At 63.4% G+C, this 16,784-nt stretch carries 15 protein-coding genes; 2 read left to right on the top strand and 13 right to left on the bottom strand.

Features of this window, described 5'->3' with window-relative positions; translation table 11 throughout:
- Nucleotides 1-36: 36 nt before the first annotated feature.
- The 7 genes from IGS58_RS27115 to IGS58_RS27085 form a co-directional block, all read right to left on the bottom strand.
- Nucleotides 37-897: a cytochrome c oxidase subunit 3 gene (locus tag IGS58_RS27115; protein ID WP_034784877.1), complete on the bottom strand. Its 861-nt coding sequence runs from the start codon at nt 895-897 to the stop codon at nt 37-39.
- Nucleotides 898-937: 40 nt separating this feature from the next.
- On the bottom strand, nt 938-1,144 hold the full coding sequence (locus IGS58_RS27110) for a DUF2970 domain-containing protein (RefSeq protein ID WP_034749002.1): 207 nt from the start codon (nt 1,142-1,144) through the stop codon (nt 938-940).
- 9 nt (nt 1,145-1,153) lie between these two features.
- Entirely contained in the window at nt 1,154-1,726 is a 573-nt protein-coding gene (locus tag IGS58_RS27105) for a cytochrome c oxidase assembly protein (RefSeq protein ID WP_071653728.1), read from the bottom strand.
- 1 nt (nt 1,727) lies between these two features.
- Entirely contained in the window at nt 1,728-1,832 is a 105-nt protein-coding gene (locus IGS58_RS27100; RefSeq protein WP_211551746.1) for a cytochrome oxidase small assembly protein, read from the bottom strand.
- 51 nt (nt 1,833-1,883) lie between these two features.
- A complete protein-coding gene (gene ctaD, locus IGS58_RS27095; RefSeq protein WP_034784874.1) occupies nt 1,884-3,488 on the bottom strand; it encodes a cytochrome c oxidase subunit I in 1,605 nt (534 codons plus the stop codon).
- Between the two features lie 13 nt (nt 3,489-3,501).
- Nucleotides 3,502-4,710 carry a cytochrome c oxidase subunit II gene (coxB, locus tag IGS58_RS27090; protein WP_034784872.1) on the bottom strand — a complete coding sequence of 403 codons (1,209 nt, stop codon included), beginning with the start codon at nt 4,708-4,710 and terminating at the stop codon, nt 3,502-3,504.
- Between the two features lie 464 nt (nt 4,711-5,174).
- Complete coding sequence (locus IGS58_RS27085; protein ID WP_230523151.1) at nt 5,175-6,098, bottom strand: methyltransferase domain-containing protein; 924 nt, start codon at nt 6,096-6,098, stop codon at nt 5,175-5,177.
- 57 nt (nt 6,099-6,155) lie between these two features.
- Between IGS58_RS27085 and IGS58_RS27080 the strand changes: the two genes are divergently transcribed.
- Together IGS58_RS27080 and trmL are read left to right on the top strand one after the other, a co-directional pair.
- Nucleotides 6,156-6,905 carry a ComF family protein gene (locus IGS58_RS27080; RefSeq protein WP_230523150.1) on the top strand — a complete coding sequence of 250 codons (750 nt, stop codon included), beginning with the start codon at nt 6,156-6,158 and terminating at the stop codon, nt 6,903-6,905.
- A 42-nt stretch (nt 6,906-6,947) separates the two neighbouring features.
- Nucleotides 6,948-7,418 (top strand): tRNA (uridine(34)/cytosine(34)/5-carboxymethylaminomethyluridine(34)-2'-O)-methyltransferase TrmL, encoded by a 471-nt coding sequence (gene trmL, locus IGS58_RS27075; protein ID WP_034784868.1) that lies wholly within the window; start codon nt 6,948-6,950, stop codon nt 7,416-7,418.
- A 113-nt stretch (nt 7,419-7,531) separates the two neighbouring features.
- Here trmL and IGS58_RS27070 read toward each other — a convergent pair whose 3' ends face one another.
- The 6 genes from IGS58_RS27070 to IGS58_RS27045 are packed head-to-tail and all read right to left on the bottom strand — an operon-like array spanning nt 7,532 to nt 16,753.
- Nucleotides 7,532-8,281, bottom strand: a complete 750-nt coding sequence (locus tag IGS58_RS27070) for a hypothetical protein (RefSeq protein ID WP_070258793.1) — start codon at nt 8,279-8,281, stop codon at nt 7,532-7,534.
- A gap of 17 nt (nt 8,282-8,298) precedes the next feature.
- Nucleotides 8,299-9,531 carry a hypothetical protein gene (locus IGS58_RS27065; protein WP_230523149.1) on the bottom strand — a complete coding sequence of 411 codons (1,233 nt, stop codon included), beginning with the start codon at nt 9,529-9,531 and terminating at the stop codon, nt 8,299-8,301.
- Nucleotides 9,532-9,564: 33 nt separating this feature from the next.
- Entirely contained in the window at nt 9,565-13,260 is a 3,696-nt protein-coding gene (locus tag IGS58_RS27060) for a tubulin-like doman-containing protein (protein ID WP_230523148.1), read from the bottom strand.
- Nucleotides 13,261-13,296: 36 nt separating this feature from the next.
- Nucleotides 13,297-13,734 (bottom strand): hypothetical protein, encoded by a 438-nt coding sequence (locus tag IGS58_RS27055; protein WP_230523147.1) that lies wholly within the window; start codon nt 13,732-13,734, stop codon nt 13,297-13,299.
- A gap of 44 nt (nt 13,735-13,778) precedes the next feature.
- Nucleotides 13,779-15,260, bottom strand: coding sequence for a hypothetical protein (locus IGS58_RS27050; RefSeq protein WP_230523146.1), 1,482 nt, complete (start codon nt 15,258-15,260; stop codon nt 13,779-13,781).
- Nucleotides 15,257-16,753: a hypothetical protein gene (locus IGS58_RS27045; RefSeq protein ID WP_230523145.1), complete on the bottom strand. Its 1,497-nt coding sequence runs from the start codon at nt 16,751-16,753 to the stop codon at nt 15,257-15,259. The genes IGS58_RS27050 and IGS58_RS27045 overlap by 4 nt, the downstream gene beginning before the upstream one ends.
- Nucleotides 16,754-16,784: the final 31 nt, after the last annotated feature.

Raw genomic sequence — 16,784 nt, 5'->3', positions numbered from 1 at the left:
GGCGCGCCCCTCAACAACGCGCGCCCTGCCCCGCCATTATAACCAATACACGACCACGTACAGGCCCAGCCAGACGACGTCGACGAAGTGCCAGTACCAGGCAGCGCCTTCGAAGCCGAAGTGGTGCTCGGGCGTGAAGTGGCCTTTCAGCACGCGGTACAGGATGACGGACAGCATGATGGCGCCCAGGGTCACGTGGAAGCCGTGGAAACCCGTCAGCATGAAGAAGGTGGCGCCGTAGATGCCCGACGTCAATTTCAAGTTCAGTTCGCTGTAAGCGTGGATGTATTCATACACCTGGAAGCCCATGAAGATGGCGCCCAGCAAGATCGTGGCGAACAGGAACAGGGCCGTCATGCCGCGATGGCCGGCGCGCAGCGCATGGTGCGAAATGGTCAGGGTCACGCCTGACAGCAGCAGCAAGGCCGTGTTGATGGTCGGAATCCAGAACGGCGTCATGGTGGTGAATTCCTGCACCGTGCCGGCCGGCCCCGTATTGCCCCAGTGAGCGGCGAAATCGGGCCAGATCACCTTGTGGTCAAGGTCGGCCAGCCACGGCATGGAGATGCTGCGCGCGTAGAACAGGGCGCCGAAGAAGGCGGCGAAGAACATGACTTCCGAAAAGATGAACCAGCTCATGCTCCAGCGGAAGGAGTGGTCGATGCGCTCGCTGTACAGGCCCTGTTCCGATTCGCTGATGGCGTCGCCGAACCAGAAATACAGCACCAGCAGGATGCCGGCCAGGCCCAGGTAATTCAGGTACGGACCCCAGGAAACGTCGTTGACCCAGGCCGAGGCGCCGATCATGGTCAGCAGCAGGCTGGCGCCGCCCAGCATGGGCCAGCGCGACGGGCCGGGCACAAAATAATAAGGTACGGCGGCGTGGTTGGAACTCATCATCATCTCCTCAAAAACTTATAGGGTGGTTTTTTATAATTTATAAAACGACGAATTTGACAATCGAAATCAATATGCCGATCAGGCAAGCCACCACCAGGAAACCGGCGATGACGATGTGCACGGGGTTGAGCTTGGCCGAATCCGTGTCGAAATCGCTCTTGCGGCGCAGTCCCGTGAATGACCACACGACGGCCCGCAGCGAATACAGGAACGACGCTTTTTCAGGCTGCTTGGATTCGCCCATGCCACTCTCCTATTGGACGGCCGGCGTCTGAGCCTGGCTCAGACCGGCTATCTCGAAAAACGTGTACGACAGGGTGATGGTTTTCACCTCTTTCGGCAGGGCCGGATCGAGGAAGAACACCACCGGCATCTGCCGCGCTTCGTTCGGTTTCAAGGTCTGCTGCTTGAAGCAGAAGCATTCGACCTTCTTGAAATGCGGCGTGGCGCTCTGTGGCGCGTAGCTGGGGATGGCTTGCGCGTTGACGACGCGGTTTTGCGTGTTGACCACTTCATACATGACGGTCACCAGTTCGCCCGGATGCACCTGCATGCTCGACACCGTCGGGCGGAAGCGCCATGGCCCCTGCGCATTGCCGTCGAACTCGACGGTGATGCTGCGCGTCGTGTCGACCTGCGTATTGTTGTCGTAGGCCACCGTGCCATCTTTTTGCGTCAGCACGTTGATGCCCATCACTTCGCAAATCTGCTTGTAGACGGGAATCAGGGCATAGCCAAAGCCGAACATCAGCACGGCAATGACGAGCAGCTTGCCCAGCATCTTGCGGTTCAGGCCGCGTGTTTCCTGTTGGTCGGGCGTCGTCACGTCAGAGCCACATGCGCTTGACGAATACGGACAGGAAGAAGAAGGCCGCCAGGGCCCCCAGTATCAGTCCGGTACGCAGGTTGTTCGGTTTTTTACGTTCGGTCATGACAGGCACTTTATTCAAGACGGGCCGCGGAACACGCCGGCCCGGGATACCTTATTTCACTGTCGGCGGCGTTTCAAACGTGTGGAAAGGCGCCGGGCTCGGCACGGTCCATTCCAGGCCTTCCGCGCCTTCCCATGGTTTCGCTGGCGCAGCCTTGCCGCCGCGGATGGTCGGCAAGACCACGAAGAACAGGAAGTACACCTGCATCAGGCCAAAACCGAAGCCGCCGATCGAGGCGATCATGTTGAAGTCGGTGAACTGCGCCGGATAGTCGGCGTAGCGGCGCGGCATGCCGGCCAGGCCCAGGAAGTGCATCGGGAAGAAGGTCACGTTGAACGTGATCAGCGACAGCCAGAAGTGGATCTTGCCGCGCGTCTCGTTGTACATGTGGCCCGTCCATTTCGGCGACCAGTAGTAGAAGCCGGCGAACAGGGCAAACAGCGAACCGGCCACCAGCACGTAGTGGAAATGCGCCACCACATAATAGGTATCCTGCAGCTGGATGTCGATCGGCGTGACGGCCAGGATCAGGCCCGTGAAGCCGCCCATGGTAAACACGAAGATGAAGCCGACCGAGAACAGCATCGGCGTTTCGAACGTCATGGAACCTTTCCACATCGTGGCGATCCAGTTGAACACTTTCACGCCCGTCGGCACGGCGATCAGCATGGTCGCGTACATGAAGAACAGCTGGCTGGTCACCGGCATGCCGGTGGTAAACATGTGGTGCGCCCAGACGATAAACGACAGAATCGCGATGGAAGCGGTAGCGTAGACCATCGATGCGTAGCCGAACAGGGGCTTGCGGGCAAACGCCGGCAGGATCTGCGAGACGATGCCGAAGGCCGGCAGAATCATGATGTAGACCTCGGGATGGCCGAAGAACCAGAAGATGTGCTGGTACATGACGGGATCGCCGCCGCCTGCCGCGTTAAAGAAGGAGGTGCCGAAATGGCGGTCCGTCAGGGTCATGGTGATGGCGCCGGCCAGCACGGGCATGACGGCGATCAACAGATACGCGGTAATCAGCCAGGTCCAGCAGAACATCGGCATTTTCATCAGGGTCATGCCCGGTGCGCGCATGTTCAGGATGGTGACGATGATGTTGATCGAACCCATGATGGACGAGGCGCCCATCAGGTGCATGGCAAAAATCGCCATGTCCATGCCGGGGCCCATCTGCGTCGACAGCGGCGCATACAGGGTCCAGCCGGCAGCCGTGGCGCCGCCCGGCACGAGGAAGGACGTGGCCAGCAGGATGGCGGCCGGCGGCAGCAGCCAGAACGAGAAGTTGTTCATGCGGGCAAAGGCCATGTCGGACGCGCCCACTTGCAGCGGGATCATCCAGTTGGCGTAGCCGACGAAGGCCGGCATGATGGCGCCAAACACCATCACCAGGCCGTGCATGGTGGTCAGTTGATTGAAAAATTCCGGGTGAAAGAATTGCAAGCCTGGGTGAAACAGTTCCGTCCGGATCATCAGGGCCAGCACGCCGCCCGACAGCAGCATGATGAACGAGAACCACAGGTACAAAGTACCGATATCCTTGTGGTTGGTGGCAAACAGCCAGCGGCGGTAGCCAGTGGGATGATCGTGGGCATGGTCGTGATCGTGACCGGCGTGGTCCAAGGTGCTAGTGCTCGTGCTAGTACTCATATGCGACTCCTAATTACTTGCGTGCAGCCACGATTTCGGCTGGTTGAACGATGTTCTCTTCGGCCTTGTTCGACCAGGTATTGCGCGTGTAAGTGATCACTGCGGCAATTTCCGTGTCGGACAGCTGTTTCCAGGCTGGCATTTCCGCCGGATACTTGCCGCTCTTTTGCCCGTTCAGCAAGACATGGATCTGTTCCGCTTTCGGACCGTTCACCACGGCCGAGCCGTCCAGCGGCGCGAATGCACCGGGCACGCCCTTGCCTGTCGCCTGGTGGCAGACCACGCAGTTGGCCGCATACACTTTCTCGCCCTTGACCTTCAACTCGTCGATGGTCCACACCTTGCTTGGATCATCAGCCAATGCGGCCATTTCCTTTTGTTTTACATCAACCCAGGCCTTGTAGTCATCGGCCGAGACGACCTTGACGACGATGGGCATGAATGCATGTTCCTTGCCGCACAGTTCGGCGCAATTGCCGCGGAAGGTGCCGATATGGTCGGCCTTGAACCAGGTGTCGCGCACGAAGCCGGGAATCGCATCCTGCTTGACGCCGAAGGCGGGCACGGACCATGCGTGGATGACGTCGTTGGCCGTCAGCACCACGCGGATCTTCTTGTTGACCGGCACGACAACTTCGTTGTCGACTTCGATCAGGTAGTTTTCGCCCCGTTTTTCCGTCGGCGGCACGCCTGGCGCGCCCACTTGCGAGCGCGGCGTGGCCAGGTTGGAGAGGAAGGAAATGCCTTCGCCCTCGCCTTTCAGGTAGTCATAGCCCCATTTCCACTGCATACCGGTGGCCTTGATGGTGATGTCGGCGTTCGAGGTGTCCTTCATGCCGACGACGGTGCGCGTGGCAGGCAGGGCCATGCCGATGACGATCAGGAAAGGCACGACGGTCCAGGCGATCTCGACGGTGGTGCTTTCGTGGAAAGTGGCCGGTTTGTGGCCCAGGGACTTGCGGTGCTTGAAGATGGAATAAAACATGACGCCGAACACGGCTACGAAGATCACCAGGCAGATGATCATCATCAGGGTGTGCAAATCGTAGATTTCATGGGCGATCTGTGTCGCCGGCGGTTGCAGATTCATTTCGAACGGCACGGGACCGCCGGTGCCGGGATAGGTGCCGGCAGCCGGTGCCGCCGTGGCCCATCGCCCGATGCCAAACGCTGTCAAAGACAGCCCGAGCAGCAACGATTGAAGTCGCTTTGCATGTGTCATGTTTTCCCCAACCACCCAAAAATAATGATATTTTAAACGGCTGCGGACTTCTCCGTACTGGACCGCTGCCGCTCCTCCATGAAAGCAACACGGCCAGAATACGGCCATGTGCGTCAAGCACCAGCGAATTCCATGCTGGCTGCCGCAGCAAAAACGGCGGCGCGCAACCATGCTGGAACCCTGTTTTTCTTCCCCACACTGAAATGGCCTTGTGTGGAAGATGGTTACTATACTAATGCAGTAACTTCGAATTAGTCTTGCTTTGTTTTTTTTATTTTGTATGCAGCCCTTGTTTTTTCTACTTAGCAAGCTGACAAACAATCAACGATTATAATCAAGTAAACTTGAATCCATCAAGCAATAATCGGCTTTGTGCGCGCCCTTCTCCCGGCCGCCGCGCGCTTTGCAACGCTTGCTGCTGCATCCATGCGCGAATGCGACCAAGTGTCGGTTTCTTTAGCCTTTTATTTGGGCTTTCTCGGCAAATCAAAGCGGATGATCGCCTCGCCATTGCGCGTCACGCGCGGCGCGGGACGGAAGGCATGGCCATAAATCACCTCGAAACTCAGGCCCAGCTTGCCGTCGGGACGGCGCATCTTTTCCAGCGCGGCCAGCATGCGCTGCCAGGCCGCCTTGCCCATCAGGCCGCGCCGGCGCGTGGTCAGCGGATTGCCGCCGAAGGCGCGCACGTCCGCCAGCAGTTTTTCCGCCGTATCGTAGGTGACGGTGATGATTTCCATGTCCAGCACGGGCGTGGAAAAACCCGTCTCGACCAGCATGTCGCCAAAGTCGTGCATGTCGACAAAGGGCAAGGCGTGCGGATATAAATCGGCCTCGGCAAAGGCGTCGCGCACTTCGCGGAAGGTGTCGGGACCGAAACAGGAAAACATCAGCAAGCCATCGAGGCGCAGCGCGCGCCGCCATTCGGCAAACACGCGGTCGGGCTGGGCATGCCAGTGCAGCGCCAGGTTGGACCACACGAGGTCGATGCTGCCCTGCGCCAGCGGCAGGTCGCCGAGGTCGCCGCACAGCAAATCCACGCCCGCCTTGGCCGGCAGCAGTTTGCTGAGGAACTGGTTCAGGCTGGCCAGTTTCGACGCGGGCGCGCGCGCCGCCTGCATCATCACTTGCGCTGCATCGAGACCGATAATCTGCGCGGCGGGATAATCCTTTTGCAACTGCGCCAGGTCCGCACCGGGGCCGCAGCCGGCGTCAAGCACACGGTGCGGCGTGATTTTCACCAGCTCCAGGCGCTCGTGCATGCGTGCCGACACTTCGCGGCGCAGGAAGTCCGACGGCGCGATGCGCGCCGGACGGGAAAAGAAATCGCGTACTTGCACCGCATCGATGGGCGCACTCATTTTGGGCGGACTGGTGGGAACTGGCATGTTGAATCGGGTGAGGTGAGATAATGTCGGCAGTGTACATGGAACGACGCCATCGCGATGCGGACCGCCACCCAGCACCGCCTTGATGCCGCGTGGCAGGCGCTGCGGCTGTGGCTGGGCGCCACCTTGCTGCCGGCCCAGTGCGCGCTGTGCGGCATCGGCTGTCCGGAAGTGCTGTGCCCGCCCTGCCGCGCACAGTACCTGGGCCTGCTGCGGCACCGCTGCCGCCAGTGCGCCAATCCGCTCGACGATGTGGCAACGCTGTGCGGACGCTGTTTGCGCCTGCGGCCCGCGTATGACGCCACCGTCACGGCGTTTGATTATGCGGCGCCCGTCGACCAGTTGCTGCTGCAGCTGAAATTCGGCGCGCGCCTGGCGCTGGCGCCCCTGTTGGCAGAATTGCTGCATGTTGCCATTCAGCAACAGCCGGATTGGGAGGCGCCGCAGTTGCTGTGCCCGGTGCCGCTGGGCCCGGCCCGGCTGGCCGAACGGGGCTTTAACCAGGCGCTGGAAATTGCCCGCCCGCTGGCGCGCCTGCTGCACGTGCATTTACAGCCCCGCCTGGCGCTGCGCGTGCGCGAAACCCGGGCGCAAAGCGGCGTCGCGCCGCAGGAACGGCAAGCCAACCTGGCGCACGCGTTCGCCATCGCGCCGGAACACGCGCCATTATTGCAAGGATGCCATGTCGGCATCGTCGACGACGTGATGAGCAGCGGCCATACCGTCAACGCGCTGGCCGCCGCCTGCAAGAGCGAAGGCGCGGCCAGGGTCAGCATACTGGTGGTGGCGCGCACGCCGCCGCATTGAATTCGCTATATATTAGATACAGACAGACCCAAGGAGAGCATTTTGTTTCACGTTGTTTTGGTAGAACCTGAAATCCCGCCCAATACGGGCAACGTCATCCGCCTGTGCGCCAACACGGGCGCGCAGCTGCACCTGGTCGAACCGCTGGGTTTTCCGCTCGACGATGCCAAGATGAAGCGCGCCGGCCTCGATTACCACGATTACGCCAAGATGAAGGTGCACAAGAACTGGGCAGCGTTCCTGGCCGACACCCAGCCCGACCCGGCCCGCATGTTCGCCATGACGACGCGCGGCTCGCGCCCGTTCGGCGACGTGGCCTTCCTGCCGGGCGACGTGTTCGTGTTCGGTTCCGAGACGAAAGGCCTCGATCCGGCCCTGCGCGACGGCTTTCCTGCAGAGCAACGCATCCGCCTGCCGATGCGCCCGGACAACCGCAGCTTGAATCTGTCGAATACGGTGGCCGTCGTCGTTTACGAGGCCTGGCGCCAGCATGGCTACCAGGGCGGCGCGTAGGTCGGATCAGGCCCAAGGGGCCGTAATCCGACAACATTGTTGGCGTTAGTGGTGTTGTCGAACTACGCGGGGCTTTACCCCGCTAATCCGACCTACGCGTTTGCATACGGCAATCAGCGCAGCGCCAGCTGCGCGTCAATGCCCGTATCCACATCCAGCATCACCAGTTGCGTGCGCAGGTCGCGCGTGGCGGCCAGCTTGCCGTTCACGTACAGGTTCGTCTTGACGCCATACACGCCCTGCGACACGCCGGCCGGCAAGGTCAGCTCGAACGAGTTTTCAAAGCGCCCGCCCGACTTGTTGTTGCTGGCCAGGGCTTTCGAGCCGGACTTGAATGGCTGGCCTTGCGGGTCGAGCACCACCAGCTCTTCGCGCACGTCGTTGACGCTTTGCGCGCTGCCGTTGACCAGCTCCACCACCGAATTGACCTTGAACGGCTGGCCGCGCTTGACGGTCGATGCGCTCAGCTGCGGCGTGTACGACACCACTTGCGGTTCGCGCGGCAGCGCGCCGCGTGTGCGGATGTAGTCGCGGTCCGCCTGCGCCGCCGTCTTGGTCTGGCGCGAATTGACATTGATGGCCAGGCAACCGGCCGCCGCCAGACCGCCACCGATGGCCGCGCCCTTCAGCGCGCTATTCTTGCCGCCCGCCAGCGCGCCCAGCAGCGCTCCCACGGCCGCGCCGGCAGCCGCCGTCGCGCCCATGCTGCACGGGTCCTCATCCGTGGCCGCCTGGCTTCCACCTTGCGGATAGGAACTGTCCTGGCGCACGCCATTCGGGTTCATCGGCGCCGTGGCGCAGCCGGCCAGCATGGCCGCAATGGTCAGCGCAGCGGCTGCGCGCAAGGTGGTGTGGTTCAGCATGGTGATTCCCCAGAGAGCTAATTGATCGTTGTTTCCGTCTGCAGCACTTGCCGTTCGCGCTCGCGGATGCGGCGCGACAGATTGTCGATGCGCGCATTGCCCGGATCGACGCGGCGCGCGCTTTCCAGATACGTCTTGGCCGCATCGAATTTCCCTTCCAGCAAAGAACGCTCGGCATCGCGCAAGAACGATTGCGCCATCTCGTTGCGCATGGCCGCGCCGCTATCGACGGGCGACGTTTCCGGCGGACGGCGTTCGGCCACCGCTGAACGTTCGACCGCGCGCGCGGGCGCAGGTTCCTGCGCTGCTGGCATCGGCGCTGGCACCGGGGCTGAAACGGGCGCCGGGGCAGGCTCCGCGGCCGCCGACAGCGCCTGCACGTCGGCCTTCAACTGCGGCAATTCCAGCGCTTCGCGGTCGATCGCTTCCAGCCTGGCGATGCCATTCCTTGCCGCCGTCGCATCCTTGCCGTCCAGCGCCTGGCGCACTCCCACCAGCACGGACGCGGCTGCCGCCTGCTGGCGCGCCAGCTGTTTGCGCAGGGAATCCACGCTGGCAGCGCCCGCGCAATCGGCGTCGAGCGCGGCAATGCCCCTGGCCGCACTTTGCAATTGATGGCCATCAATGTTGCGCTCGATGGCGCGCAAGCCCCGCTGGCAGCTGCCCGATGCGGCGCCCGCCTTGCCGATGGCCACCTGCAAGTCGTCCGCCTTGGCGCTGGACTTGCCCGTACACACATTCTTCGCCGTCGCCAGCTTCTGGCGGGCGCCGTCCAGGCTGCCATTCGCCACCAGTTGCAAGCCACTGTCGATGGCGTCATTGCAGGCCGACTCATTCTTTCCGCCCGGCTTCCCATTCATGTAGACGATGACAGCTGCCAGCACGGCAATACCGCCCAGCCAGCGCAGCCACTTGCGTGGCGGTGGCGGTGCTTCGGTTGACGCAGGTGGAGCTGCCGGCACGGGCTTCGGCATGGCTTTCGACTGGGCCGGCTTCGGCGGCGCTGGCGGCGGCACGGCAGCCGGCGCGGACACCGGCACCGGCGGCGGTTTCGGCGCAGGCACAGGCAGCACCGGCACGGGCGGCGGCTTGGGCGCTACCGGCGGGGGCGCTGGTACCGGCGCGGGAACAGGCAGCGGCGGCGGCACGGCCGCAGCTGCCCGGACAGCGCCAGCCACCGCGTGACCACAGTACGGGCAATGGCTGACAACGGTCCACAGGCCCGTCTTGCATTTGTTGCAGATATCCAAAACTAATCCTTCATTCCAACGTCATTCCAGCGTTCACAGAGGCGGCGGCATCAACGGTGGCGGCGCGCCGAGGAACAAAGGCGCCAGTTCGGGGAACTGGGCCAGGTCGGCCCAGGCCGGCAAGCCGGCGCGCCACACCTTGGTGGTGCTTGGTGCGACTTGCCCTGCCTGCACGTACTGCACGATCTGCTGGGCCGTGAACGGTCCCTGCTGCTGGCCGTTTATACCCAGGAAATACTGGTATTCCACCAGCGGCGGCGGCATGCCGCCCAGCGGTGGTGGCATGCCGAACGCGATTGCCGCCGGGGCAGCGGCCGCACCTGCCGGGCGCAGCAATTGCTCGAGGCGCCCCGCTTCCAGCATTTCCGCCTTGATCGCATATTTCAGGCGGGGCTGGCCGTCCGCTTCCGGCTCGCGCACTTCCCAGTCGTAGGCATCGCTGTCGGAGTCGCCGATGACATTCGCCCACTCCTTCAGGCGTCCCAGCAAGGCTTGCACCGTGTGGTCGAGCTCGTCGCTGGCCATGCCCTTGCGGCGCGCCGACTCGCGCAGGCGCGTGCCCACTTCGGCGGCAATGGCGCTGCCAAAACCGATATACGGCAGCTGCGAGCCATCGGCCTGCGCCACCAGCTTGGGCGCATACACGCCCCGCTCGTAGTATTTTGCCAGCGCAGCCATGGCCGCCGTCTGCACGGCGTCAAGCGCCGTCAATTTTTCTTCGATGCGCAAGGCGATATTCTTCTCGTACGAGGCGGGCATGCCGTTCTGGCGGATGGCCCGTTCATTGCCGATGCGGCGCAAGTCGCCCGGTTCGACGGCAAACTGGTACTGGCCCGGCGGCACGACCCGGCCCGTGTGGCGTGTCAGCACGCCCAGCATGATCGCTTGCAGGAATTCGCCGAAGTCTTCCGCCAGGCGCTTCATCTCGTCCGTGTTCGGCGCGATCGGGTGCGTGAATTGCGTCGGATCGATGTGCGTGTGGGTCGGCGCCTTGTCATTGTCGCCTTCCTTGCGGTAACTGGTGCGCCAGCCTTCCAGGCCGCGCAGCACCGTCATCGGCACGCCGGCCAGTTCGCAGTAGCAGACGGCGCGCCCGCGGATGCCCGTCTCGACGATTTCCAGCTGGCTCACCGTGATGCCCACCTGGGTCGGCACGCACGATTCGAGCTCGGCGCCGAACTTCGCCTTGAAGGCGGCCGCGTTGGCCACGCCGATCACGCACTTGAACTGGTCCGACACGACCGTGAAGTCGCCCGCCATATTGGCGTCGATCCACGGCATGGAGCAGGCCAGCAGCTTGCGGAAACGGTCCAGGCGTTCGGACACATCCATCTGTTCCAGTGCTTCGAACAGGGGGTCGGGCGTGCTCGTCGCGCCTTCTGTCAGGCCCGCCGTGGCGATCATGTTTTCGGCCATGCGCGTGACCTTGGCCAGGATCAAGCCCCGTTGCGCCGGTTCGGCCAACATGGGGAACAGCGCTTTCGAGCCGCCCATGTCCTTGAACGCTTCATCGGCCCACTGGCGCAAGGTGGCCGCCGATGGCAGCGCAATGTCTTTTTCCGTGACGGGGATGACGATCAGGGTCGCGTGTTCCTTGTCCAGGTCCTTTTGCAGGATGGTATTGGCCGTCTTCAATTCCGCCAGCATGGCCAGCACGCCTTCGCGGCCCGTTTGCAGTTCGCCCACCAGGCCATTCCACTGCGCGCGGCCTTGCGCGTCGACGCCGATACGGTTGCCCAGCCAGCGCGACAGTTCGCCCAGCAGCAGCACGGACTCGTCCGCCGCCTTGGCGCGCAGATGGAATTTCAACGCATTCGCCATTTCCGTGCGCAAATGGTCCATCACCACGCCCGCCTGCTTTTCGCCATTGCTGAGGAAGCCGAAGGTGCTGCGCGTCTGTTCCAGGTTGTTCAGCAGGCGCTCGTATTCGCGCGAGCGCACGGCTTCCTTGATTTCACGGTAACGCTCGGCATTGTTGCCGATCTGCGCCGTCAAGCCGCTGCCCGGTGCCTCGATGCGGTCCTTGATCTGTTCCACCAGCGACAGCACGTATTCGAGGCCGCCGAATTCCTTGTTGTCCAGGTAGCCATACAGCTGGTCGCGCACGACTTTCTTGACGTCTTCCAGCACTTCGCGGCGGCGCTTGCTGATGCGGTCTTCCGTCGTGTCAGCCGTGGAATCCTGGTCGCGCACGGCGTCGCGTTCCAGGTGCTTCATGGCGTCGCGCACCTGCGCCGGCCATTCGCTGCGGTCGAAGCCCGTGCGGATATCGTTGATGCGCGTATTGACGCGGTTTTCCACGCCGGCCAGCAAGTGGCCATGGCGGTCTTCCAGCAATTCGTCGACGACGCGGAAATCGATGAAGTCGCCGCTGGAGCGCTTCAGTTCGATACTCTTGTCGGAAAACTCGGGGAAATCGCTGAACGGCGTGCCCTTCAGGAACATGTTGGCTGCGAGGAAATTATCGCGCTGCGTATCCGTGGCGCGGTTGGCGCCCGCATCCGTGCCGCCCACGCCAAAGAACGCTTGCAGCATGGCGCCGGCCCAGCGGTGAGCCCGCTCGTCGCGCGCCGCTTCCTGGCGCGTATCGAGCACGGCCATGCCGAACGAGGAAAAGCGTTTCGAAAAATACAGGCGCATGTCGCCGAAGCGGTCTTGCGGCACGGGCGCGTTGTACAGCGAGTTCTTGTGCTGCGCCTGGTTGACGGCGATCGAACGCTTGGCGCGCGCGAAGTCGGCCGAGGCGAAATCCTCGAACAGCGAATCGGCCACCATATGGTAGACGTCGCTGACATCCTTGGTGTGCTGCTGCGCCAGGTTGCCCGAATCGATCAGGTAAACCTCGCTGTACGGCTCGCGCGTCAGTTCCGGGCGGTCATACGCATCCCAGCGGCCCACATAGCCCTTGTTGCCCATCATGGCCGATTCCAGTTCCATCAGCGCCGCGTAGCCGTTGGCTTCGACCCGGTCCTTGTTGGCCTTGGTGTAGCCGGTCGGCAAGAACAGCATCAGCTCGACGTCGGCCGCGCCCACTTCGCTGCGCGCCAGCCAGCGCGCCAGCAAGCCCATGTCCAGGAAGGAACCGGAACCCGTGCCGCCCGCCACGGAACCGACGATGACGATGCGGAAACGGTTCGTTTCCATGCGTAAACCCAGTTCGGCCAGCTGGCGCTCGTGCGACAGGCCCGCTTTCAGGGCTTTCAGTTTCAAACGGATCTTGTCGCGGATCTTGGCATACTTGTCGAAGAAATACAGGCGCGACACGGCGCGGATCTGCCCCGCGCCGCTGCTCATGTCGAAACGCAGTTCGCGGATGCGCTGCGGCGTCAGCGGCAGCCATTCCTTGATGTGCGGATACTTCTCCAGGGAATCTTCATCGCGGCTGTACTTGTCCATGTCGAACGATTCAACCACCTTGTCGTCGTCCGTGAACTTCACCTGGTCGAACTGCAAGTCCTTCGCCTGCGACTCGCCGCTTTCGATCACGGCGCCATTGTCGAGGTCGAAATGGATGAATTGCGCAATGGGAAAGTCGGCCAGCCCCTCGATGCGCGTGCGGTTGCCCGCGCCGCCCCACAGGGTGTTGAGGATGCGCCGGCGCACGCGCATCAGCACCTGCATGCCCGTGCCGCCGATGCCGATGAACAGGGTCGGGCGCAATTCGATGATCTTGTCCTGCTTGCGCTCGCTGGCGCCGCCGGTGATGGTTTGGTTCAGGTTCTCTGCCATGGTGATTCCTTCGATGATGCGTGCAACGGTGTGTTCTTAGCGGCGGCTGGAGGTAAATGTCAGCAACAGGGCAACCAGGCCCACCAGCACCAGCGGTCCCATGAACAGTGGCGCAAGGAATTTATGCGCGTTCACGGCGGCCAGCACGACACCGGTCGCCAGGCTGGCCAGGAAGATGAACAGCCACCAGCCCGAGGCATTGGCCTTGTTCGGCGGCACGCGCTTGGCCACCAGGCCATTCGCGTAGGCATTCTTGGCAAAGAAAAAGGCGATAAACAGCAGCAACAACACCACGCCGCCGACCAGGGTGTCGCGCGACGAGGTATCTGTCGTCCCGGCCGCATCGAACGCGGGCGCCGGTTCGGTGGTGGCCGTGGTGGCTGCGCTGGCCGCCGGTGCGTCTGCGGCGGGCGGTGCGGAAGCCGGCACCGGCAAGGTAAAGCCTGCGTTGTCTTTTGGAGTCTCTTGCGCCATGGTATGCCTCTGGTGGATTTGAATAGTTTAAAAGGAAATCGTTATCAGGCCAGGCTCAGGGTATGGCCTTCGACCACGCGCACGACGGCCGGTTTGCCCAGGCCACGCTTGAGTTCGCCAATGTCGCGGCCGTCATCATCGCGGATCTGCACGCTCTTGAACGGTTTTAATAACACTTGCCGCTGCACGCCGTCGGCCAGCACCTTGTAGCGCGTGGCGCGCGTGCCGACCAGGCCCAGCGCCAGCAAGCCCAGTACGAGCGCCAGCACGCTGCCCAGTATCACCAGCACGGGCAGCAGCGGATACTGTATGCGCACCAGCAACGGTATCGTTGCCTGCGAGGCGCGCACGCTGTCGGGCGGCGTAAACATGCTGGATATCGGGTCGCCAGGGAACAATTCCTGCAAATCCTTGCCAAAGCTGGACGCCAGCGCCAGCCGCTGTTCCGACAGGCCCACCTGCGCCTGCATGGGCAGCATCACCTGCTTGCCCATGGCGGCGATCGCCTGCGCCGACCACGGCGACGGAATTTGCGCCATCGGCAGCGCAAACTGTACCTGCACGGACTGGCTGGCGCCCGGCTGCAGCTGGCGGATTTGATCCGGCGCAACGTGCAGCGGCGCGTTCTGCCCGGCCAGGCTGGCGTGCACCCTGGCGCTGTCGATCACGTACGGGAAAAACATGTTTTGCAAGGACGCCTGCAGCACCACTTGCGGCACCAGGTTCGCCGCATCGACGTCGAGCACGATGGTGCGGCCGTCGCGGCCCAGGCTGGCGTGTACGTTGGCGCTGTTCTTGACGGACTGGGGCACGATGCGCACGGCATCCTGGTCCACCGGTTTCAGGCGCGCGGGCGGGCGCGTCAGCACTTGCGACAGCCGCCCTTCGGCCAGGATGCGGTTCAAAGCCTCGGATGCCGGCTGGCCATACGCCAGTGCATACACCATCAAGCCCCTGGCGCTGTACAGCTTGCCCTGCACAGGCATGCGCAGTGGAAACACCACCGTCTTGGTGATCGACGGCTCCAGATGCAGCAAGCGGTAAAAGTCGCGGTTGCGCTCGGCCGTCTGGCTGTCGTTGTTCGGGCTGTTCTTGTTATTCGTAAAGATCCACACGATGCCGGAAGCGGACTGGAACGGCCCCGTGATGGTTTTTGTCACGGCTTCCTGGAAATCCGTGTCGGCCAGCGCGCCGCCGGCGCTCTTGCGCGCCAGGCCGAGATTGGCCAGCTGGCCCGCCACGCCGGCGCCGCCCTGCCCTTGCCCCAGCAGCGACGGCGACACGTGCGCGCCGCTGCTCTGGCTGAAGGCCAGCGTATAGACCTTGTCGGACGGGCTCGTCGCGGCCTGCGCCACGGCGCCCACCAGGGCTTTCAGTTGCGAATGTTCATCCGTGTAAAACGGCTCCATCCAGCCCGAGTTTTGCACGAGGAACGCTTGCTGGATGCCGGCCGCCTGCACGCTGGCGCTGGCGAAGGCGAAGGAGAGGAAGGCGGCGCCGGCCGCGATCAGGACGCGCGCTTTCATGCCTGCAAGGCCCAGCCATCGATACGCGACAGCAGCGGGTGGTACGCCCACAAGGTGCCTTCATGGACAAACAGGCGCACGCGCCACGGCTCGCTGACGGCAAAGGTATGAAACACGGTTTCGCGCAACTCGTCGTCCTGTACCAGCTGGGCCGCCAGGCGCTCGTTCGAACGCAGCACGCTCGACAGGCCGGCGCTGGTGGCAAACTTCACGCCAAAGACGCTGCTGCTGGTGCCCGACCCCGCGCCCGATTCCAGCAGCGGCATGACAGCCTGGTTCTTGCCGCCATCGTCGCCATGTTCCGGCTCTTCCCACGGCGCCGTTTTCAGCTTGGTGGCGAAACGGTAATTGAAGCTGCCCGAACACAGGCGCGGCGCCAGCGCATCGGCCCGTTCGGACTGCGCGCCCAGTTTCACGTAGACATAGGTGCCGCGGCCACGCTCGAAGCACAGCTGCCACAGGCCGCCGTCGCGCGACACGTACGGGCTGCCGAATTCGAAATGCGGCACCAGCCCTTCGGGCCAAGGCGTAAACGAAGCGGCCACGTTGCCGTCCGGCTGCAATTGCAGGCGCAGCTGGCCATTGGCGCACGGCCACACGGCCATGCGGTTGTAAGCCACGGGCGCGCTGACGGTACCCAGCTCAACCACGCTGTCGAGCAGCACGTCGCTGCCCGGCTTTTGCGCCGCATCAAGGTTGACGAAGCGGATGCGGCCATCGTCGTCGCGCAGCGGCGCCCACAAACGGTTCTGGAACCAGACGGGCGCGGCCGCGCACGGCGCGCCGCCTACATGCTCGACCACGTAGGTCAGCGAAGGCACGTCGGGGCGGATGCAAGCGAGGCCATGGCTGGTCGGCAAGACCAGCACGCTGTTGAACTCAGGTACCAGCTCGGCGCGCCAGGCGCCGTGGGCCAGGTCCGATTCGGCCAGCAAGCTGCCATAGTCGGGGTCCAGCGCCAGCCAGCGTTTCGAGGCGGGCAGCCAGGCGTGCAAGACGGCCTTGCGCGGGTCGAGCGCCAGCAGCGCAGGCGCGCTGGTGCCGAACTGCGCGGAAAAGAATTCGTATTCGCCGGGCGGCGGCATGGGCAGCGAGGCATCGGCTTGCGCATGCTCTTCGCGGGCGCGCTGGTCGGCCAGTTTCAGGGGCACGCTGGCCTGGCGCAAGCCGGCCGGGCCCGCTGGCGGCACGTCGCTGACGGGATATGCGCCGTAGGGCGGCACCCAGGGCGGCGTGGGGGCCGTGTCGGGCGGCACTTGCAAGGCCGCGCCCGAGGCGGGATCGAACGAAAATTCGGGCGGAAACTGCCGCACGGGCGCGCCGGCGGCTGCGGGCAGGCGCCGCGCGAGCATCAGCTTGCCGATATCGGCATGGCTCACCAAGGGCGAGACGTTCTGGCCGTCCGCGCTGCGCTGCATGCTCCACGCGCCATCGTCATCCACGTGCCAGGCGCCGGAGGGCAGTGGCCAATCCCCAGAAGTTTTATGATCCATTTATTTTCTATGACAAGCAATGCATTCAGAC

Source organism: Janthinobacterium sp. EB271-G4-7A (genome assembly GCF_020858075.1).
In the GTDB taxonomy this organism is placed as follows: domain Bacteria; phylum Pseudomonadota; class Gammaproteobacteria; order Burkholderiales; family Burkholderiaceae_D; genus Janthinobacterium; species Janthinobacterium lividum.
The sequence above is the reverse complement of the archived record's forward strand: the minus strand, read 5'-3'. Positions and strand labels throughout refer to the sequence as shown.